The organism is Paenibacillus sp. EPM92 (assembly GCF_016586185.1).
GTDB lineage: Bacteria > Bacillota > Bacilli > Paenibacillales > NBRC-103111 > Paenibacillus_G > Paenibacillus_G validus.
Window position 1 is genome coordinate 19,654 of record NZ_BCPS01000096.1, and the last position, 23,166, is coordinate 42,819.

The 23,166-nt window shown below is 53.7% G+C and carries 28 protein-coding genes; 11 read left to right on the forward strand and 17 right to left on the reverse strand.

Annotated features, from left to right (window positions below; all coding sequences use genetic code 11):
- Nucleotides 1-16: 16 nt before the first annotated feature.
- Nucleotides 17-670, reverse strand: coding sequence for an efflux RND transporter periplasmic adaptor subunit (locus JMF85_RS23620; RefSeq protein WP_127606217.1), 654 nt, complete (start codon nt 668-670; stop codon nt 17-19).
- A 22-nt stretch (nt 671-692) separates the two neighbouring features.
- Nucleotides 693-1,133 (reverse strand): MarR family winged helix-turn-helix transcriptional regulator, encoded by a 441-nt coding sequence (locus tag JMF85_RS23625; RefSeq protein WP_054797697.1) that lies wholly within the window; start codon nt 1,131-1,133, stop codon nt 693-695.
- Nucleotides 1,134-1,338: 205 nt separating this feature from the next.
- On the opposite strand from JMF85_RS23625, the gene JMF85_RS23630 reads away from it, so the two are divergent.
- A complete protein-coding gene (locus JMF85_RS23630) occupies nt 1,339-1,770 on the forward strand; it encodes a MarR family winged helix-turn-helix transcriptional regulator (RefSeq protein WP_054797696.1) in 432 nt (143 codons plus the stop codon).
- Nucleotides 1,771-1,894: 124 nt separating this feature from the next.
- Entirely contained in the window at nt 1,895-2,071 is a 177-nt protein-coding gene (locus JMF85_RS23635; RefSeq protein ID WP_164751755.1) for a hypothetical protein, read from the forward strand.
- 415 nt (nt 2,072-2,486) lie between these two features.
- Here JMF85_RS23635 and JMF85_RS23640 read toward each other — a convergent pair whose 3' ends face one another.
- Nucleotides 2,487-3,695 carry an MFS transporter gene (locus tag JMF85_RS23640; protein WP_201319016.1) on the reverse strand — a complete coding sequence of 403 codons (1,209 nt, stop codon included), beginning with the start codon at nt 3,693-3,695 and terminating at the stop codon, nt 2,487-2,489.
- Between the two features lie 173 nt (nt 3,696-3,868).
- Between JMF85_RS23640 and JMF85_RS28220 the strand changes: the two genes are divergently transcribed.
- Complete coding sequence (locus tag JMF85_RS28220; RefSeq protein WP_219996633.1) at nt 3,869-3,997, forward strand: DUF6254 family protein; 129 nt, start codon at nt 3,869-3,871, stop codon at nt 3,995-3,997.
- 117 nt (nt 3,998-4,114) lie between these two features.
- Here the strand turns inward: JMF85_RS28220 and JMF85_RS23645 are convergent, their stop codons facing one another.
- Complete coding sequence (locus JMF85_RS23645; protein ID WP_127606225.1) at nt 4,115-4,393, reverse strand: small, acid-soluble spore protein, alpha/beta type; 279 nt, start codon at nt 4,391-4,393, stop codon at nt 4,115-4,117.
- Between the two features lie 112 nt (nt 4,394-4,505).
- Here JMF85_RS23645 and JMF85_RS23650 point away from each other — a divergent pair, with 112 nt between their 5' ends.
- The gene (locus tag JMF85_RS23650) at nt 4,506-5,453 is read left to right on the forward strand and encodes an SPL family radical SAM protein (RefSeq protein ID WP_141333885.1); all 948 of its coding nucleotides are present in this window, start codon (nt 4,506-4,508) and stop codon (nt 5,451-5,453) included.
- Here JMF85_RS23650 and JMF85_RS23655 read toward each other — a convergent pair.
- The 3 genes from JMF85_RS23655 to JMF85_RS23665 form a co-directional block, all read right to left on the reverse strand.
- Nucleotides 5,450-6,214, reverse strand: a complete 765-nt coding sequence (locus JMF85_RS23655; RefSeq protein WP_127606229.1) for an ABC transporter permease — start codon at nt 6,212-6,214, stop codon at nt 5,450-5,452. The genes JMF85_RS23650 and JMF85_RS23655 overlap by 4 nt on opposite strands.
- Nucleotides 6,207-6,959 (reverse strand): ABC transporter ATP-binding protein, encoded by a 753-nt coding sequence (locus tag JMF85_RS23660; protein WP_141333822.1) that lies wholly within the window; start codon nt 6,957-6,959, stop codon nt 6,207-6,209. The genes JMF85_RS23655 and JMF85_RS23660 overlap by 8 nt, the downstream gene beginning before the upstream one ends.
- 152 nt (nt 6,960-7,111) lie before the next feature.
- Nucleotides 7,112-8,131, reverse strand: a complete 1,020-nt coding sequence (locus JMF85_RS23665) for an FUSC family protein (protein WP_127606233.1) — start codon at nt 8,129-8,131, stop codon at nt 7,112-7,114.
- Nucleotides 8,132-8,153: 22 nt separating this feature from the next.
- Between JMF85_RS23665 and JMF85_RS23670 the strand changes: the two genes are divergently transcribed.
- Nucleotides 8,154-8,342, forward strand: coding sequence for a hypothetical protein (locus tag JMF85_RS23670; protein ID WP_127606235.1), 189 nt, complete (start codon nt 8,154-8,156; stop codon nt 8,340-8,342).
- 323 nt (nt 8,343-8,665) lie between these two features.
- On the opposite strand, the gene modB is transcribed toward JMF85_RS23670, so the two are convergent.
- Together modB and modA are read right to left on the reverse strand one after the other, a co-directional pair.
- Nucleotides 8,666-9,343 carry a molybdate ABC transporter permease subunit gene (gene modB / locus JMF85_RS23675; protein ID WP_372813360.1) on the reverse strand — a complete coding sequence of 226 codons (678 nt, stop codon included), beginning with the start codon at nt 9,341-9,343 and terminating at the stop codon, nt 8,666-8,668.
- A 2-nt stretch (nt 9,344-9,345) separates the two neighbouring features.
- Nucleotides 9,346-10,134 (reverse strand): molybdate ABC transporter substrate-binding protein, encoded by a 789-nt coding sequence (gene modA / locus JMF85_RS23680; RefSeq protein WP_372813359.1) that lies wholly within the window; start codon nt 10,132-10,134, stop codon nt 9,346-9,348.
- A gap of 181 nt (nt 10,135-10,315) precedes the next feature.
- Between modA and JMF85_RS23685 the strand changes: the two genes are divergently transcribed.
- Together JMF85_RS23685 and JMF85_RS23690 are read left to right on the forward strand one after the other, a co-directional pair.
- Entirely contained in the window at nt 10,316-11,260 is a 945-nt protein-coding gene (locus JMF85_RS23685; protein ID WP_201319017.1) for a helix-turn-helix transcriptional regulator, read from the forward strand.
- A gap of 43 nt (nt 11,261-11,303) precedes the next feature.
- Nucleotides 11,304-12,023: an HNH endonuclease gene (locus JMF85_RS23690; protein ID WP_236595968.1), complete on the forward strand. Its 720-nt coding sequence runs from the start codon at nt 11,304-11,306 to the stop codon at nt 12,021-12,023.
- A gap of 85 nt (nt 12,024-12,108) precedes the next feature.
- On the opposite strand, the gene JMF85_RS23695 is transcribed toward JMF85_RS23690, so the two are convergent.
- From JMF85_RS23695 to JMF85_RS23705, 3 genes are all read right to left on the reverse strand, one after another.
- On the reverse strand, nt 12,109-12,612 hold the full coding sequence (locus JMF85_RS23695; protein ID WP_127606239.1) for a hypothetical protein: 504 nt from the start codon (nt 12,610-12,612) through the stop codon (nt 12,109-12,111).
- Between the two features lie 136 nt (nt 12,613-12,748).
- Nucleotides 12,749-13,411 carry a CPBP family intramembrane glutamic endopeptidase gene (locus JMF85_RS23700; protein WP_201319018.1) on the reverse strand — a complete coding sequence of 221 codons (663 nt, stop codon included), beginning with the start codon at nt 13,409-13,411 and terminating at the stop codon, nt 12,749-12,751.
- 95 nt (nt 13,412-13,506) lie between these two features.
- On the reverse strand, nt 13,507-13,788 hold the full coding sequence (locus JMF85_RS23705; protein WP_054797686.1) for a DUF1294 domain-containing protein: 282 nt from the start codon (nt 13,786-13,788) through the stop codon (nt 13,507-13,509).
- Between the two features lie 275 nt (nt 13,789-14,063).
- On the opposite strand from JMF85_RS23705, the gene JMF85_RS23710 reads away from it, so the two are divergent.
- Nucleotides 14,064-14,207 carry a hypothetical protein gene (locus tag JMF85_RS23710; RefSeq protein ID WP_164751756.1) on the forward strand — a complete coding sequence of 48 codons (144 nt, stop codon included), beginning with the start codon at nt 14,064-14,066 and terminating at the stop codon, nt 14,205-14,207.
- A gap of 88 nt (nt 14,208-14,295) precedes the next feature.
- Here JMF85_RS23710 and pruA read toward each other — a convergent pair whose 3' ends face one another.
- Nucleotides 14,296-15,861, reverse strand: a complete 1,566-nt coding sequence (pruA, locus tag JMF85_RS23715) for an L-glutamate gamma-semialdehyde dehydrogenase (protein WP_127606243.1) — start codon at nt 15,859-15,861, stop codon at nt 14,296-14,298.
- A 277-nt stretch (nt 15,862-16,138) separates the two neighbouring features.
- Between pruA and JMF85_RS23720 the strand changes: the two genes are divergently transcribed.
- Nucleotides 16,139-17,311, forward strand: a complete 1,173-nt coding sequence (locus tag JMF85_RS23720; protein WP_054797685.1) for a MalY/PatB family protein — start codon at nt 16,139-16,141, stop codon at nt 17,309-17,311.
- An 83-nt stretch (nt 17,312-17,394) separates the two neighbouring features.
- On the opposite strand, the gene JMF85_RS23725 is transcribed toward JMF85_RS23720, so the two are convergent.
- The 3 genes from JMF85_RS23725 to JMF85_RS23735 all read right to left on the reverse strand — a co-directional run bounded on the left by JMF85_RS23725 (nt 17,395) and on the right by JMF85_RS23735 (nt 20,495).
- Nucleotides 17,395-18,726: a DUF4179 domain-containing protein gene (locus JMF85_RS23725; RefSeq protein ID WP_201319019.1), complete on the reverse strand. Its 1,332-nt coding sequence runs from the start codon at nt 18,724-18,726 to the stop codon at nt 17,395-17,397.
- On the reverse strand, nt 18,713-19,246 hold the full coding sequence (locus JMF85_RS23730) for a sigma-70 family RNA polymerase sigma factor (RefSeq protein ID WP_201319020.1): 534 nt from the start codon (nt 19,244-19,246) through the stop codon (nt 18,713-18,715). Before JMF85_RS23730 ends, JMF85_RS23725 begins: the two co-directional genes overlap by 14 nt.
- A gap of 172 nt (nt 19,247-19,418) precedes the next feature.
- A complete protein-coding gene (locus JMF85_RS23735; RefSeq protein ID WP_054797682.1) occupies nt 19,419-20,495 on the reverse strand; it encodes a bifunctional 3-deoxy-7-phosphoheptulonate synthase/chorismate mutase in 1,077 nt (358 codons plus the stop codon).
- 197 nt (nt 20,496-20,692) lie between these two features.
- Here JMF85_RS23735 and JMF85_RS23740 point away from each other — a divergent pair, with 197 nt between their 5' ends.
- Entirely contained in the window at nt 20,693-21,190 is a 498-nt protein-coding gene (locus JMF85_RS23740; protein WP_127606337.1) for a shikimate kinase, read from the forward strand.
- Nucleotides 21,191-21,442: 252 nt separating this feature from the next.
- Here the strand turns inward: JMF85_RS23740 and JMF85_RS23745 are convergent, their stop codons facing one another.
- Nucleotides 21,443-22,060 (reverse strand): nitroreductase family protein, encoded by a 618-nt coding sequence (locus JMF85_RS23745; RefSeq protein ID WP_127606247.1) that lies wholly within the window; start codon nt 22,058-22,060, stop codon nt 21,443-21,445.
- A 360-nt stretch (nt 22,061-22,420) separates the two neighbouring features.
- Here JMF85_RS23745 and JMF85_RS23750 point away from each other — a divergent pair, with 360 nt between their 5' ends.
- Nucleotides 22,421-23,089, forward strand: coding sequence for a helix-turn-helix transcriptional regulator (locus JMF85_RS23750; protein ID WP_201319021.1), 669 nt, complete (start codon nt 22,421-22,423; stop codon nt 23,087-23,089).
- Nucleotides 23,090-23,166: the final 77 nt, after the last annotated feature.

The window sequence follows — 23,166 nt, forward strand, 5'->3', positions numbered from 1 at the left end:
GCTCACGTGTCTGTTGCTATTTCTCGATTTTCACCGTCGCGTTCAAACCGGGAATAAGCCGCTTGCCTTGATAATCGTCGATGCTGATTTTAACCGGAATGCGTTGAATGACTTTCGTATAATTGCCTGATGTATTCGAGGACGGCAGCAGCGAGAAGGAGGAGTTCGTCCCCAGCCCGATTTTCTCTACGCGCCCGGTGAAGGTTACATCCTTGAACGCATCGATCGTAAAGGTTACCCGATTGCCGACCTGCACTTCCGTAATCTCGGTTTCCTGCAGATTGGCCGTGATGTACAAGCGGTTCAAATCCGCACTCATCGCCAGCGTTGCGCCAGGGGCCACCGTTTGGTTCTGGACGGCGTTCGATTGAATGAGCGTCCCTTGCTCGGAAGCGACGATTTCCGTTGTAGTGGCCGGTGAATTTCCGCGCGACGGGGACGTTTCCACGATCCCGAGCACGTCGCCCTTAGCGAACGCCTCGCCCTCCTGATAACGCCACTCCAGCAATTTGCCCGCAGACAGTGAACCGATCGCCCGCAGATCGCCCTGTACCTTCGCATCTTCCGTGCTTATGTATTTGCTCGATTCCCGGTAATAGTAATAACCGCCAGCACCGCCGCCGATGAGCAGCACGGCCAACACGGTAAGAAGCACCGCTTTTTTCTTCATCTTGTCGAGCTCCCTTCAACCCTTATCGCATATCTTGTCGCGTATCTTGTAATGAAGATGTCATTTTATGAAGAAGATACATGAACTGCTCTTGTTCCTCCTCCGGCAAGCTGCTGAGCAACTGTGTCAGCAATTGCCGTTTACATTGCCAAACTTTCTCGACCTGCCGTTCCGCCATCTCCGTCAGTTCCAGCCAGACGACCCTGCGGTCGGCTTCGTCACGGGTTCGACCGATATGACCGGTCTGCTCGAGCCGATTCACAGCCAGCGTCGTCGCGCTCGCCGAAATCTGCAAATCGTCTGCCAGCTCGTTCACCGCGGCACGCCGCTTACGGTACAAAGTTTGCAGCAGAACGACCTGCTGTCTGGACAGTTCGGGCGGGACCGCCCACTTCCGGGTTTGCCGGAGTACGACATGCAGAAGCTCCTCGAATTGTTTGATGCGATGATCCGCTTCAGCCAAACAGTTCCCTCCTCTAAAATATTTAGGATAAAATAGTTTATTAATGAAATCATTTAGCTGTAAAATATCATAGGAAATTTGTACCGTCAATTAAAATATTCATGATCGGCAGCAACTTTTTTGAAACCTGCCGCCAGTTCTTGCGTATTATCCTGCAGCGGGCTTTTTTACCCGTTGATTTCTTATGTTTATACAGGGGGTTCCCATGCCAAACCGTCAAGATTTGTACGAACTGGAAGTAACGTTTCGCCAATTAATGCGCAGAATTCGAGGAAGCTGGAACCGCTTTGAAATTCAAGGGGTCTCCGCTTCACAAGGCATCATACTAGAAAAATTGGAGAACGAAGGACCGCTGAAGGTTTCGCAAATCGCTGACGCGCTTTGGATTACGGCAGGCGCCGTCACCTCGTTGTCGGACAAGCTCATCTCCGGCGGTTTCGCCAAACGGACCCGTTCGGAGGAAGACCGCCGCGTCGTCTATCTGGAAATAACGGAACAAGGGCGGACGATTACCGAATCGCTGAAGAAGCACCGCAAGCAAGTGGTGGAAGGTTACTTCGGCAAGCTATCGGATGAGGACGTGAAGTATTTGACGCGAATTTTCAAGAACATACTAAGCGACACGGAAACGTTATAGAGCGTCTCGAAGCCGGGGCGAAACCACTCGATAAAGCGCTTAAATTTAGCGTCCTTCCTTATCATCTTTTGTGTGATGCGTTCATAGAATGATAGCATCCGGGAAAGGGAAGGAGCTGCTTGCAATGGCCCAGCTTATCGAATTTTTGATGTGGCTCATGTTGTTCGCCTCCATTACGCTCGCGTTTGCGATGATGCTGCTTGAATTCATTCTGCGCGATACGACGGAATACGATATGGAATTTCTTTGGAACCATCAATATACGCTGCAAGATTTACATCTCGACCGCAAGGATTCATAGGATAGCGGAACGTTGGCGCCCGATTTCGTTCGGCCGTTCTTGTTCTGCGCTCCGCCGGTCGGCAAAACCGCACAATAAAAAGCCCGGAGCACGCGCAGATGCGCGAATCCGGGCTTTCCTGGTTATTGGGGTAACGCTGCGCCGCGCGAGCCGGACGGTGCGTGCTCCGCGGACGGAAGCTTCCTGGTGCGGACAAGCACGTTCTTCAGCGCTTCGGAGACCTGGGCGTCGAACTGCGTGCCGCTGTGTCTGCGAAGTTCTTCGCCGCCGTCTCGACGGACAGCTTCGGCCGCAGCTTACACCCGCTTCCCTTATGGTGTCAACAACAAGAAACCCTTTCAACCTGCGGCTCCGGTTGAAAGGGTATTTCGCTGTGTCCATTCCGTTACACGGGTAAAATTCAAGTCCCGGCCGCTTACACGCGGGGACTCGAAACGTTCGCCGCCTTCGCACGGAACCGCATCCGGGATGCGCCGTACACCAGGGCCAGCAGCAGCACATAGAGCGTCACGAGCACCCATAACGCAACCGATACGGACAGTTGGTCCATACACCACCCGGTCAGCAGCGGGATGAGCGCCCCGCCCACGCCGCCGGAGGCGATCAGTATGCTGGTTATCCGTTCTTCCATGCCCGGGAAAAATCCATTCGCGTACACGAGCGCAACCGCAAACATGCCCGACATCAATAGCCCCAGCAGCAGCACCAGCGCATAGCTCGAGAACACCGTATCGGCCATGGCGAATAAGCTTAAGACGGCGGCCCCGCTGGCGCAGCTGACCAGCAGGTAACGGGCTTTTCCCCAGCGGCCGGCCAATTGGGCGGCGAACAGCCGTCCGACCGCCATCGCTCCCCAGAAGCAGGTGACGGAAAGCGCGCCGATCTCCGGCTTCACACCGACATTTTCAATCATAATGGACGGCAGGAAATTCGCGACGCTCATCTCCGCGCCGACATATAAAGCAAAGATGACGATAAACAAAGTCAACAGCCCGATCAAACCGCCGGGAAGACCTTTGAACGAAGGCACGGCGCCCGCCTGCACGGCGTTCGACGCCGATTTCGCCATCACAGCAGACATTCGCCCGAGCGGCAGCACGGCCCATAACACGAAGACGAGCAGCGACAGCAGGCTTAAGGCGAGAAATGACCCCCGCCACCAGCCTGCGGCGATGAACAACGACACCAGCAGAGGCATGACCAGGGCGCCGACGCCGAAGAACACTTCGATGCGGGCCATGGCGACCGTCTTGCGCGATTCTTCGAAGTGCCCGATCACGACGGCGCCGATGATCGTCTCCACCATGCCGAATCCGAAGCCGGCGAGCGGAGCGATGGCGAGTACGATTCCCCATGGGGGCAGCGTAAAGAAGACCATTTCGCCCAAGGCCATGCAGAACAGGCTAACCAGCAGAGCGCCCCGCTTGCCCAGCTTCTGACTAAACCACGGACCGGCTAACACGCCGATTAAAAATCCGAAAAATTGCAGGGCGACGAGTTGTCCCCCCGCGCTGTAATCTTTCCCGTAATGGGCAAGCAGCTCGGGCATTAAAGCGCCGATAATGACATGCGCCAAGCCGATGAGCAAATACGATATGCATCCTGTCCAAAAAAACGTTCTCACTTTCCAGCCTCCGTCCCCGTTGCTCCTTCTACCCCCTGAATCTTCACTTTAACGGATCAAAGCATAGATTACAACAACGTTTGCGGAGTTTATGAAGAATAAAGGACCGGCCCTCCCGCCATCCTAAAAAGGCAGCACCTTGCTTCTATATCCGAGAAGGGACGTGAAAGAAGATGAGCCATTCCAAACGCCGCCAGGAAAACGAGTGGAAAATCCGCAAGCAGTCCCCGCATCCCCACGGTAAGATCAAGTCGCTTGCCGAATATTCGGACGAATACGATGCCCGGCATTCGCAGCAGTAAGCGGTCGTAAATGCAAGCTGCTCGTGCCCTGCGTAATTGTAACGAACAGGTGTTTCGCACCAAAGCACACCTTCCCGCCCGGGAGGTGTGCTTCTTGATCATCGCGGCGCTAACCGTTTATTTTCCTGCCAGCCGCTCCTGCGCCATCCGGATCATCTCGCGCACCATCGCGCCCCCGATTTGCCCGCCGATTTGCCCGGCCTGCTCCGTAGACAAATGGCCGTTGCCGTTCGGTTGGAGCGGTATGCCGAGAGATCGGGCCACCTCGTACTTGACGTTGTCCGGTTGCGCGGAATTCGTGCTGTATCCCTCCCTGCGCATCACTTCGGCCTTGAATTGGTCCAGGGCGTAACCGGCCCCGGGCACAACGGTTCTTCTGCTTCTTCTTCTGGCCATTCTGCCATCCTCCTTACCGTTTTGCAGTTCTTGTTGCAAAGGAAGTAAAGCTGCGATATGATAAAAATAAGAACATATGTTCTTGTCAATCCTTCCTTTCGAGGTGTACGATATGAGAGCGAACTATGAGCCGATAAACGCGAAGCAGGTTTTGAATCCCGTCAAAAGTCCCTCGATGCCGTTCGACTGGTCGATTAACCCGTACCGCGGATGCCAGCACGGTTGTAGTTTCTGTTATGCCAGGTCAACTCATACATTCCTGGGATTGGATACGGACGATACCTTCCAACGCCATATCTTGTTCAAGCAAAATGCGGCCGCGGCGCTGGAATCGCAGCTGGAACGCATGCTTCGCCAGAAGAACGGACGAAGCCGCATCGGCAAAGTGGCGATCGGGACCGCCACCGATCCTTATCAGCCGCTCGAGAAGAACGAGCAGCTTACGCGCCAATGCCTTGAAGTGTTGGCCGCCTATCATATTCCGGCCAGCATTACAACCCGTTCCCCCCTTGTTTTACGGGATGTGGACCTGCTGCGGAAAATTCCCGGCTGCACCGTGAACGTAAGCGTGAACACGCTGGACAAATCGGTATGGCGCAGCTTCGAGCCGATGTCGCCCGCGCCCGAACCGCGACTGGACACGGTGCGCCGCTTGCGGGAGCATGGCGTGGACGCCGGCGTGTTTCTGGCGCCGATGCTGCCTTGGATCACGGACGGGGCCGAGCAATTGGAGCCGCTCGTCGGGCGCATCGCGCAAAGCGGCGCCACCTTCGTAATGGGCTCCGTCCTCCGCTTGAACACCGCCGCGGTGAAATCATGGTTTTTTCATTCGCTTCGCCTGCATTACGCTCCGCTAGTAAGCCGGTATGCGCAGCTGTATGCAGGCTCGCCGTCGGCGCCGAAGCCATACCGCGAGCAGGTTATGGAACGGCTGGACCGCCTGCTGCAATCGAACGGGCTAACGGCCTATAAACCGCTGTCGGGTCAGCATACTAGTCCGAGCCCTGACAACGCAAAAAACACCGAACAACGTCCGGTGCAGCTGGCTTTCGATATTTAACGATTCGCATCCTCCGTGACCCTAAGCCGGGAGTCGGCGGTAAACCATAACTTATAGCTGATCAGGCTGAGCAGCATCGCTGTCAATGCGGCCGAAGAAGCCAGAATGAACATGATCAGCACCTGGTAGCGCACCGCTTCGATCGGGTCCGCCCCGGCTACGATCATGCCGGTCATCATCCCCGGGAGCTGTACCAGTCCGACGGTTTTCATCCCGTCCACCGTCGGAATCATGCTGGCGCGAACCGCACGCTTCAGCGAGCCTTGAACCGCCTGCCGGGCCGTAGCTCCCAAGGCGAGCAGCGTCTCCATCTCACCGCGCGACGTCTCCATCTCGCGCTTCATTTGACTCAAGAACAAGCCCGATACGATCATCGCGGTGCCGATCGTGATGCCGCTGATCGGGATTATGTATTGGGCAGTCGGTTCAATCATGCGCAGCACGAGCAGCAATCCGATCGTAACCGCTTCAGTGCAGCCGATCGCCGCCGCGATCCGAAGGCGTAAGCCCTTCAGCCGTTTGGCCCGTCCGCCGGCATTCCATGAGGCTACGCCGATCATCATCAGCACGAGCAGCACGATGAGCGCGGGATGCCGCGAATCGAATACGAAGTGCAGCACATAACCGATGGCAAGCAGTTGAACGGCGGAACGAATCGTGCCGATCGCAATTTCTTTCTCCAATCCGAGCTTCTGGCGAATGGATAGAACCATTGTCACCGCCACGAAGATCAAGGTGCAGGCAAGCGCGGCGTTAGACATTCGCTTCATCCTTTCCGGCCGCAGGCCACTCGATGAAGCGACGAGCCGGTTCCGTTTCCGGTTGCCGGAAGAACGACGCCGTATCGCCCTGTTCCAGCAGCTGTCCATCGGCCATAAACCAGACGCGATCGCTGACTTGCTTCGCTTGCTCCAAATCGTGCGTGATCCAGACGCAGGCGGTGCCCTCCCGCTCCGACCACGCGTTCAGCCACTGTTCGACGGCGCGTTTGCTGCCGGGATCCAGGGATGCCGTCACTTCGTCCAGCAGCAGCACGTCGGGACGGGCAAGCAGCGTACGAACCAGGGCAGTGCGCTGCTTCTCTCCGCCGGACAGCTCGGACGCCGGCTTGCTCCAGGCGAGAGCTCCGAGGCCTAATGCCTCCATGCACGTGCGGGCAAGCTCCCGGTCAAACGGGGTGCCGTGCAAGCGGCTGACCGTCCGCAGGTTGTCCTCGACGCTTCCGGTCAACATCACGGCCTGCTGCGCAACGTAGCTCACCTTAGCTCTCCATTCCTGCGGCTTCCAATTGTCGGCTGGCTGACCGTGCAGCGATAGACCGCCTTCGTCCATGGCGTCCAGCCGGGCGATGATACGCAGCAGCGTCGTTTTGCCTTGCCCGGACACGCCGAGCAAGGCTACCCGCTGACCGCGATGGACCTCTGCGGTAATCCCTTGAAACAAATAACGGTCGGGGGCTTCGTGCCGGCGTTTGGATAATTGATCGATCGATAAGAAAACAGTCAAAGAAAAGGACCTCCCGATTAAATGGACCGTCACGATAACATCGATTCGTGATACATACAGATCATTATTGGCGCTTATCTGCGGGAATGCACCAGTTTAGAATAAATCCGCCAAGAGAGAAATCCGGGAACTTTCCTCTTGCCCCTTCACTGTTACGAGCCCCGGTGGTATTGTTCCACCAGCTTGTCGAGCCTGCCGATCTGGTAGCCGTAATCGAAGAGCGACGTAGCCACGATCGCCAAGCGCAAATCCTCGTCCGGGCGCTCCCGGTTCTCCGCCATCATTTCGCGCATAAACCGGTTGCTGTCGGCTTCCACGCGCTCGATTTCCGGCGGCTCGGTTTCCTTCAGCTTTTCATCAAATTTCAGCAGCACATGCTCGTGAAACTTAATGAGCTTCTCCAGATGCCGGTCGAAGGCCTTATCAATCTCCTCGCTCCGGTCGGCCTGAAAATAATGCTGCTCCACTGCCTCGAGCACATCAAGCCCCTTGCGCAGCGTCGCATGCATCTGCTGGTACACGACGAGATCGCGGATTTTGCTGAATTTGGCGCCCTTCAGCTTCTTGTACTCCTCTTCGAGCAGCTTGAATTTGGCCTCGATTCCGCCGAGCGCGTCCTCCAGCTTCCGCTTCTCGTCGCGAAACACGCTCTCCTTCAGCTCGTCGGACACGGCCGTCCGGAGCAGCAGCGAAAGCTTCGCGAACACGCTTTCGATCTGCGCCACGAACTGTTCCCGAGGATTCGGGGGAATGAAGAAAATGTTGATCAGCGATGCCGTTCCGATCCCGATCAATATTTGCAAAAAGCGGTTCAACGCAAACTGCCATTGGCCGGATGCTTCCATGACCGCAATGACCGTGACAAGCGTCAGCCCGACGGTCTCCTCCATTTTCAGCTTTAAGCAAATCATGATGACCAGCACGCACATAAGCCCGATTGCGAACGGGTCTTTCGATAAATACATACCTGCCCCAAGCGCGAGCACCGCGCCCAGCGTATTCGTCTGCAGCTGCTCAAGAAAGTGGCGCCAGGAACGATAAATCGTCGGCTGCATCGCAAAAATGGCTGCCACCGCGGCAATAACCGGCGAAGAGATGTGCAAAAACGAACTGATGTATAAGGAAACGGTTACTGCAATCCCGGTTTTCAGCATACGCGCGCCGAACGTCACGATGATCCCTCCTTGTGAGCTAATGAACCGTCAGTCGAATCCGGAAGCGATCGTCGCCTCATCTGCGGCGTACCGGACCAGCTCTTCCCCAAGTGACGAGGCTATTATCCCGGCTTCAAGCGCGCAATCGCAGGCGCTGCAGCGGAACGTTCCGCCGCCAGACACGACGATGTATGAGGTCGTAGTCGAGAGCAGCTGCGGCCTGACTTGATGGCCGGCCGACGACTCCAGCGTGCCCGCGGGAGAACGCGGACTGTTCCCCTTTGGCCGGACCCGGTCAGCAGCGAATCGTATTCGATACGTGCGGCAAGCGGGGCGGCTCTCGGTTGCGGCTGCGCTCGAAACTACATCTGTCTCTAGCGATTATACCGGGCTTAAGCCGCTCTAGCAACCGTCAAATCGGCGGCAGCGGCCTGTATCCGCCCTATCCGGATCCTATCCCAATCTATATCGAAAAGGAGGTTCTCCAGATGCGCTTCGGGCACATGCCGACGCCGCGCTGAAGCCATTAAAGGCTTGCCCGGCGGGCCGCCATTAACGTCGGCTGAAACCCGGCCTGCCCGCCGCGTACAGCATCGCAAAGCTGATCGCGATCATGGCGAAACACCAGAGCCAGGCCAAGCCCAGGTTGCCGGCATCGACCGCGAAGTAAATGGCGGTCGGTACGGTTTGCGTGCGGCCCGGGATATTGCCCGCCAGCATGAGCGTCGCGCCGAACTCCCCGAGCCCGCGCGCAAAGCCGAGCACATAACCGGACACGAGTGAACGCCACGCTAAAGGAAGCGTAATAAACCGCAGCACCTGCCGCTCGCTCGCCCCCATCGAACGGGCGGCATCCTGCAGATCGGCGTCGGCCGACTGAAAACCGACCTTCAACGTCTGGTACACGAGCGGGAAGGCGACGACGACGGCGGCGATGACGGCCGCTCCCCAGCTGAACACGATGGACTGTCCGAAGACGTTCTCGAACAGCCGACCGACCGGACTCTGCCGACCGAACACGACGAGCAGTACGAACCCTACGACGGTCGGGGGGAGCACCAGCGGCAGCATGATGAACGTCTCCACGATCGTCCTGCCCCGGAATTTCGCCAGACTCATGCGCCATGCGACCCAAGCGGCCGCGACGAAAACGACGGCGCTGGCGATTAGCGAAACCTTCAGCGACAAGGCCACCGGCTCAAGGAAGGCAGCCCCATTCATCCTGCTCATCGTTATCGTCCGGGCAGGCGGAAGCCGTATTTGACGAAGACAGCCGAAGCCGCTTCAGACTGCAAATACGTGTACAGCCGCTTCGCTTCCTCCGGATGCTTCGACGCTTTCACCAAACCGATCGGATATTCGATCGCGCTATAGCTTTTCGGGTCGATCGTGAACGCCACCTTCGCCTTCGTGGACGCCAGCGCATCGGTTTTATAAACGATTCCGGCCTCCGTGTTGCCCGTCTCCACGTAACTCAGCACTTGCCGGACATCTTTGGCATATACGATCTTCGCCTGAACCGCATCCCACAGCTTCTGATATGTAAGTGCTTCCTTTGCGTAGGCGCCGGCCGGTACCGATTCCGGTTGACCGACCGCAAGCTTTTTCACTGCAGGCTCGGCCAGCTGTTCGAGCGAGGCGAGCGATACGCCGCCGTCCGCCGGAACGACGACGACGAGCTCATTGGTCAGCAGATTCGATTGCCACTTGCCATCGATAAGCCCCTTCTCGAGAAGAGCTGCCATTTGCTTATTCCCGGCGGAAATAAACACGTCGCTCGGCGCCCCCTGCTCGATTTGCTGCTGCAGCGTGCCCGACGCTCCCAAATTAAAAGTCAGCTTGATGTCGGGATTATGGAGCTCAAAGTCGGCTTGAACCTCCTTCAAGCTGTCCGTTAAGCTCGCAGCCGCCGATACGACCAGCTCTACCTGAGGAGCAGGCTTCCCGGCCGTACACCCCGTCATCGTCGCAACCCCAAACAGAATCAAACAAATGAATATCCTTCGCATTAACCCAGTCATCCCCTTCGCGCCCCCATTCTTTTTACTTTCATGTCTCGAATTGTAGCACAACCTAAGTTCTATTTAAATATATTTAGTTATAATTAGTTATGTTTAATTATAATCAACGCGAACATCCCTTCGGCCATCGCTGGAGGGATGTTCTTATTTTCGGTATAATAGCCTTAAGGCGGTGAAGCTGTTGTCCCACGAACTTTCGTATACAACCGAAGACATTGCAAAAATTTTAAAAATATCCAAGCTCACGGTGTACGATCTGATCAAAAAAGGCGAATTGCCCGCGTACCGGGTAGGCCGCCAAATGCGCGTCGACGCCGACGACTTGGAACGATATAAGGCCAGAGCGAAGGGCGGGAACCTGCGTCCGGCCGTCCCTCAGCCCGAGACCGTGCGTCTGGACACGATCCGCGAGACGGCGGGCGTCAGGCCGCTTGTCATTACCGGACAAGACGTGAGCCTCGACATCTTGACGAAGCATATCGAGAAGCGGACGAAATCGTATCGGCCGCTGCGTTCCCATGTCGGAAGCCTGGACAGTCTCATCGCGATGTATCAAGGCCAAGCCGACATCGTCAGCACCCACCTGCTGGATGGAGATACGGGCACGTACAACGTCCCTTATGTCCGCAAGCTGCTGATCGGCCATGCCTACGTCGTCCTCAACCTTGTCGTGCGGGGGGCAGGTTTATATGTGCGCCGCGGTAATCCGAAGCGGATCTTGGGTTGGGCCGATCTCGCAAGAGACGACATCCGGATCGTGAACCGGGAAAAGGGTGCGGGAGCGCGCGTGCTGCTCGACGAGCAGCTGCGGCTGCATGCCCTCTCTTCCCGTGATGTGAACGGTTACGACGACGAGGAGTCGAACCATCTGGGCGTGGCCGGCAAAGTGGCGAGCGGGGAAGCTGACGCCGGTGTCGGCATCGAGCGGGCAGCGTCGATGGTGGGCGTCGATTTCATTCCGCTTATTCAGGAGCGGTATGATCTGGTCATGCTGAAACATCCGCACAATGAGGAATGGATCGGACTGATCACGGAAATTGTCCGTTCGGATGCTTTCAAGAAAGAGCTTCGTTCGATCCAGGGGTACGATCTTACGCATACGGGGACGGTCATGTATGAGTGTTGACCGCTGCAATATGTCGAAACGAACATCAAGTCGAGGTGAACACGTGGATCAAGAGCTGAACCAAGAGCCAACGGAACCGTATACATATGCGGAGCTCCCGTCTCATAAACGATGCGCGCACTGTCAGGAAATGAAGCCGCTTACCGACTTTTTGCGGCGAACCGGCAGACGTTCCGGCAAATCGTCCCGCCGCGGCGCATGCCGCGCTTGCCGGATGGAACGCAAGCCGCAAAGCGGCGAAACGCCGGGCCAAGAAGCGAGGGCCCGAAAGCGGCCCCGCTCACGCAAGCGGGCCGCCGCCCGGCCAGCGGCTGAGGAGGCGCTTGTTCTTACGCCGAAGCGGCGGATCAGCCGGCCGCTGCCTATCCCGCCGCCAAGGCCCAAAGGACCGGACGTGTCTGTGCTGCGGGTCAACCGCGAAGGCTTCGTCTGGATGCGGGGCCGCACGGATAAAGGCCGCCGCTGGCAGCAGGAAACGGATCTTGAAACGGCGGTAACGCTTGTGCGGGAGTTTGCAGCCGTCGTCGTCAACCGGCACACGATTCGTCGCGTGTATACCAATAGAATGTTCCGCCTTTACATTTTGACGCGCGACCACTACACCTGCCACTTCTGCGGCGAATACGGCGATACGATCGATCATCTGCTCCCCCGTGCCAAAGGCGGCCACACGACGCCCGTCAACTGCGTCTGCGCCTGTCACATCTGCAATCAGGAGAAGGCGGATCGCAGCCTGGATGAGTTTATCGTATCCGAAGATTAGCCATGCCAAAGACCGCCCGGATTCCTTCCATCCCGGACGGTCTTTTCTGCTTGCTAGCGGCGCCGCTCGCCGGTTGCCGACCAGCTTACGCCCCGCTCTTTCTCTTCATCAGGGTCCAAGCCCCCGCGACGATCAACACGATGCCAACGATCGGTCCATTGACCATCCATTGACCGAGGAGAGAACCGACGGCGAATACGGCAAAAAACAGGACCGACAGCACCATCAAAATGTTGATCGGAATCAGCAGCCACTTGTTTCGGCCGCCGAGCCAATAAAACTCGAACAGCCCGATCGCAACCGCTAAAATAAACCCGGGCCACATCGTCCCCCAGCTATCGAACAGCATGGAGATTTGGCACACGATCCCCGCCGTAAACAAAATGCCCCCGGGAATCAAGAGGCCCGCTCCCCGCGGCGCCGTCATCGAGAAATACAGCCAGTGGAAAAACAATCCTAGCGGAATGACGAATAAGCTCGGCCAGAAATAACCGAAAATGTCGCCTGCTCCGAACGTTGCCCCGCGGTTTAGAAACAAGCTGGCTCCCAGCAGAATGAAAACGGCTCCGATGATCGTCCGTTTGTTCATGAGTAGACACTCCTTTATCGCTCCAAGTTCATTACAACCAACTTACCATATCCCGGAACTTGGCGTCCCCCTGCTTGGGTAAGGAAGCCGACTGGACTTTAGTCCAGTATTTGCCGTCTTCTTTGTCGTGCGTATATTACTGCAAATAGATCAAATAAACCGCTACGATACCGCCGTCCGCCAAAGCGTGACTGATGAAGCCTCCGAGCAGCGACCGCTGCTTTCGATACATCCAGCCCCATAATAGACCGGCCATGAACACCAGAAGAACGGCCAGCACATCGCAAGGCCATTCGAACATCGGGACTAACCACAGCAAATGGTACAGGCTGTAGAAAATCGAGGTGAGACCGATCGCCAATCCGGCATGCAGCTGTTTTTCCAGCTTCCGGTACATGTAGCATCTCCAGTAGATTTCTTCCAGGAGCGGATTGACGACGACCAGAATGACGATGTACCAGACCGCGTGCCTGGAGAAGCCCCATGCCTGCAGCAGCGGTTTCAGTTCCGTCACATCAAAGAGAAGAGGCCGCATCAAGGCCACCGTCATCGGGATGACAACCAGTAAGACGATGCCCAAGATAAGCCCGTATTTCAGATTCTTCTTATGGACCCGGAATCCGAGCTGCTTCAAGTTTTCGGATAACGTACTCTTTTTCTGAAGCAGGCCGTCCGCCAGCGGAATCAGCAGCAGCCACCCGTAAAATAAGGCAAACGTGTAAAGCATGCTGTTCAGTCCTTGCAGCCCTAACAAAATCATCGCCGTCGGCCCGATCATCAGCACAAAGAGACGCATCATCCTTCAACTCCATCCCGTCGTCCTTTTGCGCTTATTGTAACCAATTCCAGCCAGATCCAACAGGACGAACTTCGGCCGGCATCTCCCCGACCCATTTAGAGCCGCGGATAAAACAACCACTTGAGAAGCAAATACATGCACAGCACGTTGAGAATAAAAATGAAGGGAATGCCTACGGTAAACGATTCATGCTTCGTTTTGTGGCGCCACACCTGCATAGCGATCCAGACGCCCGCCGCCCCGCCAAGGAAGGCCCATAGAAACAGCCGTTTTTCCGGCACCCTCCGGCTCTTCCTCTTCGCTTTCATTTTATCGGCTCCCATGACGATAAACCCGATCACATTCACGATCAGCCCATAGATCAGGACCACGTACATTAGCTCCACCGCCTGTTTCCGCTGCCGCCTGCTCTGACAGCGTTTATCTGTTCCGCCCGGCCGGATCGGTTAATCCCGGCTGCGTTCCGAATCCAACATTCGACATTTTTCCGCCAAATTCCTGCTTTCGCATTTCGTTTGCAAAGCCTAAGCGGTACGCCGCAAGCGAGCATACGATAGAGCAAGTCCATGCAGAAAGAAGAAATCCGCCATGTGACCGTCTTGTTGGATCGGCCGGATCGGGCCTTAATTTTAGTAAGCGGGGGTGAGGGATCATGATCAAGCTGGAGCACATCCTGAAAGTGCTTGCCGACGATAAAGACATGAAGAAGATGTTCAACGATATGAGCAAGCTGGAAAAGGACATCGATAAGCTCTTCAAAAGCATGGAAAACTTACAGAAGTCGAATAAGCTATGAACCAGCCGCAACTCGCGCAAGGCCATTCCCAGAGCGGAATCTCCGCCCTGAGAATGGCCTTGCGCCGGTTTACCCGGCGCCTTCGCCGTTACAGCTTCCGGGAAGTCAGTTTCGCTTGCGTATATAACAAGAGGTAATCGTGCCCTCCCGCCTTCGAATCGGTGCCGGACATATTAAAGCCTCCGAACGGGTGAACGCCGACCAACGCTCCGGTACACTTCCGGTTCACATACATATTGCCGCAATGCATCTCTTCGAGCGCATACGCGATTCGAGCTTCATCCTGCGAGAAATACGACCCGGTCAAGCCGAATTCCGTATCGTTGTACAGCGCAATCGCTTCTTTGTAATCTTTAGCTTTGGCGATGGCCAGCACCGGCCCGAAAATTTCCTCCTGCATAATGCGCGCTCTACCGTCCACATCGGTAAAAACGGTAGGTTCAATGTAATACCCGTTGCCTTGCGCTTTCCCTCCGCCAACGAGCAGCCGTCCTTCCGTCTTTCCGATTTCAATGTACGCCAAAATTTTATCGTAAGCCTGTTGATCGGATACCGGTCCCAACGGATAGTTCAGCTCCGGCAAGCCGACCGTCAGTTTCTCCGTTTGCTCCTTGACCAGCTGCACGATACGGTCGTACACCGACGCCACGGCAATAACCCGTGAGCCGGCCGAACACTTCTGCCCTTGGAATCCGAAGGCCGAAGCTACGATGGCCTTGGCGGCTTCTTCCAGATCCGCCGTTTCATCGACGACGATGCCGTCTTTACCGCCCATTTCCGCGATCACGCGCTTCATCCAAATTTGTCCTTCGTTCGTCTGGGCGGCCAATCGGTTGATCCGAAGTCCGATTTCCTTGGAGCCCGTGAAGCTGATAAACCGCGTCTTCGGATGCGACGTCAAGTAATCGCCGACTTCCGCCCCGCTTCCGGGAATAAAGTTGATGACGCCGTCCGGCAGCCCGACCTCTTCCATCAGCTCCACAAACTTGTGGGCGATGACCGGCGTGACGGATGCCGGCTTCAACAGCACCGTATTGCCGCTGACAACCGCGGCGGCGGTAATGCCTACGCAGATCGCCAGCGGGAAGTTCCAAGGCGGAATGACGATCCCGACGCCAAGCGGGATGTAGGTCAAGCGGTTTTCTTCCCCTGGGAGCTTCGTTAAAGGCCGGTGTGTATGCGTCTCGCTGAGACGGATCATCTCCCTGCCGTAATATTCCATAAAATCGATCGCCTCGGCCGTATCCGCATCGGCTTCGGCCCAGTTTTTCCCGGCTTCGTACACCATCAGCGCGGAAAACTCATGCTTGCGCTCGCGCATCAGCTTCGCCGCCCGGAATAAATAACAGGCCCGGTCGACCGCCGTTGTTTTTTTCCACGTTTCGAACGTGTTCAAGGCCGCGTTCATCGCTTTCTCCGCCAAGTCTTGAGTCGCCTTGCTCACGTGTCCGATCACTTGATCCACATTCCCGGGATTAACGGAAACGATCTTCTGCTCCGTCATTACCTTCTCCGATCCGATCCGGAGCGGATAATCCCGCCCAAGCTCCGCTTTCACTTTAAGAAGCGCCGCTTCCATCGCCTGTTTGTTTTCAGGCCGCGAGAAATCGGTAAACGGTTCGTTTTGAAAGGGGGTTACGGTATATTCGGTCATCGGGCAGTCTCCTTTATGGTTCAGGTTTGGCCGCTAGGTCCAGACGCAGAATTTCGAAGCTTCGACCGCCACGATCGACGAATCGGGCTCCATGATACAGCTATATTCAACAAACCCCCACTCCATGAATGGGAGACCATGCTGCATACGATAAACCGGATCGGGCGGCAGTTCCTGCTCTTCAAGCTCCGTATGAAGCAGCGGCGAAACGCCGGATTCGAACGTACGGTCATTTGATGATATAATCGATCATTATACGAAGCTGAGGTGATCTTAAGTGACTTACGATTTTGACCGCCGTATCGATCGGCGGCATACGCGCTCTTACAAATGGGATCAAAACGATAAACTCTTCGGGGATTCCGACGTTCTTTCCCTATGGGTTGCCGATATGGATTTCTTAAGCCCTCCCGCCGTTCAGGCGGTCTTGGAGAAACGGGCCGCCCTGGGCGTATACGGCTATGCCATTCGGAGCAACAGCTACTTCGATGCCATCGTAAATTGGTTCGAGCGGCGTCACGGCTGGTCGATCGATCCGAAATGGATCTCGGATTCCCCCAGCATCGTCACGACGCTAAGCTTAGCGGTCGAGCTGTTCAGCGAGCCGGGCAGCCAGGTCGTCCTGCAGTCGCCGGTCTATTATCCGTTCTATGACGTTATCCAAGGCAACGGCCGCATCGTAGCCAAAAACCCGCTCGTGCTCCGCAACGGCCGTTACGAGATGGATTACGATCATTTGGAATCGTTGTTCCAGGGGGGCGCGAAGCTGCTGCTCTTATGCAGCCCGCATAATCCGGGAGGCCGCGTATGGGAGCGCGAGGAGCTGCTCCGGCTCGGCGACTTATGCCTGAAGCATGGAGTCACCGTCATTTCCGACGAGATTCACTGCGATTTGGCATTGTCCGGTCACAAGCACATCCCGTTCGCTTCCCTGTCACCCGAGCTCGCGGACATCACGCTTACCGGCTTGGCCGCGACCAAAACGTTTAATTTGCCGGGGCTTCAAACGTCCTATATCGTGGCTTCCAACCCGTCCATGAAGCGAAAGTTCGATCATCGGATCAAAACGCTCAGTCTGCATATGGCCCATCATTTTGCCCAGGACGCGGTGGAAGCTGCTTATAACGAAGGGGAAGCTTGGCTGGATGAAATGCTTGCTTATGTAGAGGGGAATTTATCCTATACGCTCGCCTATTTCAAGGAGCATTTGCCGGAAGCGAAGCCGCTGCGGCCGGACGGCACCTACTTGCTGTGGATCGACTGCCGCGATTTGGGCTTAACCGTCAGCGAGCTGAAAGCCCTAATGTTTAAACAAGCCAAAGTAGCCTTTAGCGAAGGTTCGGTGTTCGGAACGGAAGGCGAAGGCTGGCTTCGCATCAACCTGGCTTGTCCCCGTTCCATCGTGGAGCAGGCGCTGCGTCAGTTCGTCCAAGCGGCTCGAAACCGTTAAGGAAACAGAAAAAAGACCGTCCCCGCACGGTCTTTTTTCTGTTTAGGCTGCAGTAGTCGTATCCCGGCAAGCTCCTGCTGATTTTAGGGTTCGAGCGGAACCGTGATTTCCAGCTCCTTCAAGTATCCTGGCGGGGTCAGTTCACGGGTGACGAAGGTCAGCTGTTCTTTTTCAGTGAATGCCGGGAATTCCTTGACAAACCTATAATGTACCGGATCCACGGTGATGGAAGGCTTTTGCAGCTGAAGGTACTTGTTCCCGCCGCTGTCTTCGATCCATAATGGATTTGCCTGCTCCTGAGGAATAAGCCCTTCCGTTCTATAGTGAACAAGCGTTTTATCGGGTAAGCGTTCCACCTGGGTGATCAATAGATGACCGGCTTCTCCCTGCGATAACGATATCGGCTTTTCTTCTGTGGGCATCTGGTCTAAAGGCGCCTTCGATTCTGTTAAAGGTCCTTGGAATGGAAGATCAACGAAAGGGCGGATCGTAATGGTTTTGGGCAATGGGCTGACGGGCCCGTAACGCTGTGAGAAGGTTGATATGGATATTGGGCCGTCCGTTTGTCCCCTGCCGCTTCCACTGCGCCTTTGCAATTGCGTGCCTTTATCGTCGAACAGATCGTACTGGATAAACCGGCCGGCATCAGCAGGTTGCTTCACCTCTACGTCAAGCTCTGTTGAGCCAGGTGTGAAGAGAACCTTCTTCACCGTTAGTGTGATATCCCCATACGATTTAGTGATCATTGGCAGGACCACTTTATTGGTCGAGGCCATCTTTGTTACAGGTATCGAAAAGCTCCACCGCCCTTTCGTGCTTCCTATTTGGCTGATATCCATCTGCAGTTTAAAGTGATTGGGCAAATCCTCTGCCGGCATCAAGTCGATGACCCCTGCATAAGTATGCTCATCGACCGGACTTCCGGTACCGCTAAGGGCGGGCTTATACCTTTTACCATTAATTTGGAAATCCAGCCCCCTTGTCATTTCCTGGGTAGGATCGTCCGACTGCTGAATATATCCAATCGAAATTCTCGAGCCATCATACATCACTTCTTTGATTTGAACGGTAATGCCCTGATCTGTGATGCTTTGCTCAACTGCAGTGACCAATCCTTTTTCATCCGCTGCTTTCAAACCGTAATCACCCGCGAACTTGAAGACGGATACGATTCCCGGAAGCTGACGCAAGGCTGCAGCCGCTTGGGGAAAAACAAAGCCCGATCCAACCATAATCGCGCACAGAACGGCTGCCGATAATCCGAAGGCAGAGGAAACCTTCATCTTACGACGCCGATGGTGCTCCGGCAGAGAAGCCAGTGTCTGGTCAATTCGCTGACGTACAACGGATGGTAACTCACAAGGCATGTGCCCTCTCCCCTGCTCAAGCTCATGTTCCAGATTAGCAAGTTTCATATCCGATTTTCCTTTCATTTGGACTGTCGAGCCATTCGGCTAAAAGCAAGCGAGCGCGGTGCAAGCGGGATTTTACCGTACCTTCCGGCATGTCCAACAACTCCGAGATGACGCCGACCGACATATCCTCCAAATAATGCAGCTTCACGATGAGCCGCAGTGTATCCTCCAGACGGTTTACCGCCTCCCACAAATCCACCTTGCCATATTCCGCAGATTCGGCATGCTCTTCAGGCAGAACGGCAACCGGTATCGTTCTTTTGCGCTGGCGCAGGAATTGGTTGCACTCGTTAATCAAGATTCTCATAAACCAGGTTTTGAAAAAATGCGGTTTTTTTAGCTGGGCTATTGATTTATAGGCCTTCAAAATGGTTTCCTGAATGGCATCCGCGCAGTCTTCATCGCTTCGCACAATGGATCGGGCGACTCGATACATAGGAAGCTCCAAAGCCTTCACCAACCGGGAGAATGCTTCCTTGTCCCCTTTTTGGGCCAGTAGGACGTCTATTTCTGTTATCACATGGAACTGCCTCCTTTTGTTGTCTAAGCATTAGATGCCCCAGCTCTTCGAACGGTTCACGCAGCCCATTTTTTGATTACGCCCCACATTCATTTTACCTGCACCGGTGCGGCGCTTTCCGCAAAAAATCGCCCATCGGCTTGCCTTGAAGGCAAGCCGATGGGCGATCTCCTTAAGATCCGAACGGTTGAAACGCATTCAAATCCCGATAAAATTCAGCAAATTGCTTAAGGTCTAATTGCTGCTGACCGTCTGAAAGGCTAATGGACGGATCGGGATGCACTTCGACCAAGAGGCCATCCGCACCGGCAGCAAGCGCGGCTTTGGCGCACGGCAATACAATATCTTTACGGCCGGTCGAATGACTTAAATCAACCAGGACCGGCAAGTGGCTTTCCTTCTTGAGTATAGGTACCGCCGAAATGTCCAGCGTGTTCCGGGTCCATTTCTCATACGTTCGTATGCCCCGCTCCATAAGTATGACCTGAGCGTTGCCGCGGGAGACGATATATTCCGCGGACAGAAGAAGCTCCTCCAGCGTTGCCGAATTACCTCTTTTCAGCAGCACCGGGATGCCCGAGTCGCCAACGGCCTTTAATAAAGAAAAGTTCTGCATATTTTTCGCGCCAATTTCTACCATATCGATATATTGTCCAGCCAGCTCCAGCTCTGACGAATCCATGATTTCGCTGACTGTAATCATCCCGAATTGCCCGCCGACTTTATGTAAAATCTCGAGACCTTCCTTGCCGAGCCCTTGAAAATCGTAAGGAGAAGTTCTCGACTTGTAAGCCCCGCCCCGCAATATCGTAACGCCTTGCGCTTTAAGTGAGGCCGCCACTTCGTACATTTGACCATAGCTTTCCACCGTGCAGGGGCCGGCTACAAGGACTTTGTCGGGTCCGCCAATTCCAACCCCTTTAATGTGAATGACCGTATCCTCGTGTTTTCGCTTTCGGGTCACGAGCAGATGCTTCTTATGCTCCTCTTCCAACAGCTCCAGGGATGCTTTGAAAATTTGTTTAAATAAATGCCTGACTGTTGCATCGTCGAAGGGGCCTTTATTTTTCTGGACTAAATTTTCCAGCATCCTGCTTTCGCGAACCGGATCGAATCGGGGGATGCCTTGCTTTTGCTTTTCAATGCCTATTTTCTCGACAATTTCAGCCCGGTTGGATATCAATTCGAGAATTTGAACGTTGATTTCGTCCAACTTATTTCTAAGGGCTTCCAAATCTGAAGTACTCATGCTATACAGCTCCTTTTTTGACTGAAACTCCCAAGTATCTGGTTCATATATCGATTGATCCTATTATAAAACACCTTTATAATGGAAAGTAACCCGTGCTTCCGCACTTTAAAACTTAAAAGCAGAAGAGAGTGTTGAGCGTGTACAACAACCCCGATATCCCTTTACGGGAAAAAAATATAATCTTAATCGGTTTTATGGGTGTGGGCAAGACGACCATAGGTCATCTTCTCGCCAAAAAACTGTATAGAGATTTTATCGATGTCGATTATGAAATTGAGCAGCAGTACAAGATGCCTATCACGCAAATTTTCAAATCTTTCGGCGAAACGAAATTCCGCCAAATGGAAAAGGAATATATTACCAATTTATGCACAAATTCCCGGTTGAAAATTATTTCTCTTGGGGGAGGCGCATTTATGCAGGAAGAAATCAGAAACATCTGCTTGTCCACGTCCATCGTCTTTTTCCTTGATCTTACCTGGGAGACCTGGAAAGACAGGCTGCAGCTCATTGTAGACAGCCGACCTGTCTTACAGAACAAATCTTTGGAAGAGATTGAAAATTTATTTTACACCCGGCAAAACCTATACGCATTAAATCATTCAAGCGTTAACACCGACCACCTGGACCCGGAAGAGGCCGCCGATTACATTATTAACACGCTGAAGCTGGGTTGGGAGATTTACTCGTAGTTACGTCGTAAAGCTGCCTCGCCATGCACCATGCGGCCTGCCCGGGGCAGACCGCATCGTATTCTTTCGTCATCCTGATGATGAAAACAATTGATAGCAAACGGTTACATAAACAAATTAAATCGATAAAAATAACTAGAAAAATTATATCCTTTGCAAGCAAGCGGCGTCAATACGAAATAAAACAAGCCTCCAAATTCCACGATTTAAGCGGGCTCGGAGGCTTGTTTTTCGCTTCCTCAAAGACAAGAATTATTTCGATACTTTAATCCGTTCTTCCAAAGGCTTGAATTCCTTCTCTCCGGCCGGGGCCGTCGGTTTCCCGAATGGCATCTGGGCGATGAGCTTCCAGGATTGCGGAATGATCCAGGACGTCTTCACTTTTTCATCGATCAGAGGATTGTAGTGCTGTACACTAGCACCCAGTCCTTCGTTCTCAAGCGCAGTCCATATGACAAATTGAAGCATGCCGTTCGATTGCTGCGACCAACTGGGGAAATGTTCCGAATAGCTTGGAAAGCTCGCCTGCAGCCCTTCAATCACAGTCATATCTTCGAAGTAGAGTACGGTGCCGTGCCCGCTTCTAAAGCCGTTTATGCGTTGTTCGGTCGATGCGAATTGATCCGCTTGCACAATACCGCGCAAAATTTCCTTCGTCAAATCCCATAACTTATGATGCTGTTCTCCCAGCAATACAAGCACTCTCGCGCTTTGCGAGTTAAAGGCGGACGGCGTATATTTCACCGCTTCCCGAATGATTTCAACAATGCGCTCATCCGAAATCGGCGATTCCTGGCTAATCCCATAAATCGTGCGTCTTTCCCGTACTGCTGTTAAAAAATCTTTTCCTGTTCCTACCGCTTCTGCCATGTATCTGTCCTCCGGATGTGATGTCGTACTCCGTTATTTTGATCTTAGTCGTCGCCTGCTATACAAACGCCTCAAAAAAAGGCGTATTTATGGTAAATACATCTAAATTGTTCGAAAGTTATAATTTATTGTTGTATTGCTGGATGATTCTTGAATTCACTCTTGATTCTACTATAATTGTGATAGTTAAAAGGTAAACCTAGGGGGATAAAACCTAATGATAGGAGTTCCCGAAATTCTAGAAGACCCGAAATTTATTGCAGCGTATGAGATCAAGGGGGAGCCTTCATGGAGTAAAACGTTGAATGAAAAAAACAGAGTACCGATATTTTTTTCGTACAAGACGGCAGTGGGCAGTGTGTGATAGGCGAAATGATTTTCACTGTTGCGAGAGGAGATATCGTTATTTTTCCAACTTTAAGTTCCTATGAAATTATTTCATCCGTCCAGACACCGATCTCAGGAATCGTAATTTCCATCTCGAATGTGCAAATATCAGGAATGCCCAAAGGTTATTTAACCTCCCCGGACCAGTGCCCTGTCATTCCAACGGATAAAGACTACAGCTCAACCAGTCGATATTTTTCCGAAATTTATAGCGAATATCAGCATCCCACGTACGGCTCAAACGAAATGATCGAATCTTTAACGAGAACCATCCTTATTGTAACGATTCGAAAGCTTTATCTGGTTAAACCGAAGATTTCCCCTTCTATCACTCATGAAGTCAAGAAATACATCGAAGAATACTATTATCAAGACCTGACCTTGAGTGATCTGGCCGCAATCGTTTATGTAAGCCCTTACCATTTGGCGCATATTTATAAAGAAGAAATGGGCACCCCTCCTATCCAATATTTAATTCAATGCAGGATCGACGAAGCGAAACGACTCCTGAAGTACACCAATTTAACCATTCGTGAAATCGCTCTCAAAGTAGGATACCCTAATGGGATATACTTTAATTTGCTGTTTAAAAAATTGACCGGTATACCTCCGGGCAAATTCAGAAAAATATTTAGCGAATAAGGAATGGCCTTAATGAATGCCTTCCAGATTCGCAGGCCCGTGACCTGCAGCTCTCATCCAGAACGAAGCAGGTCACT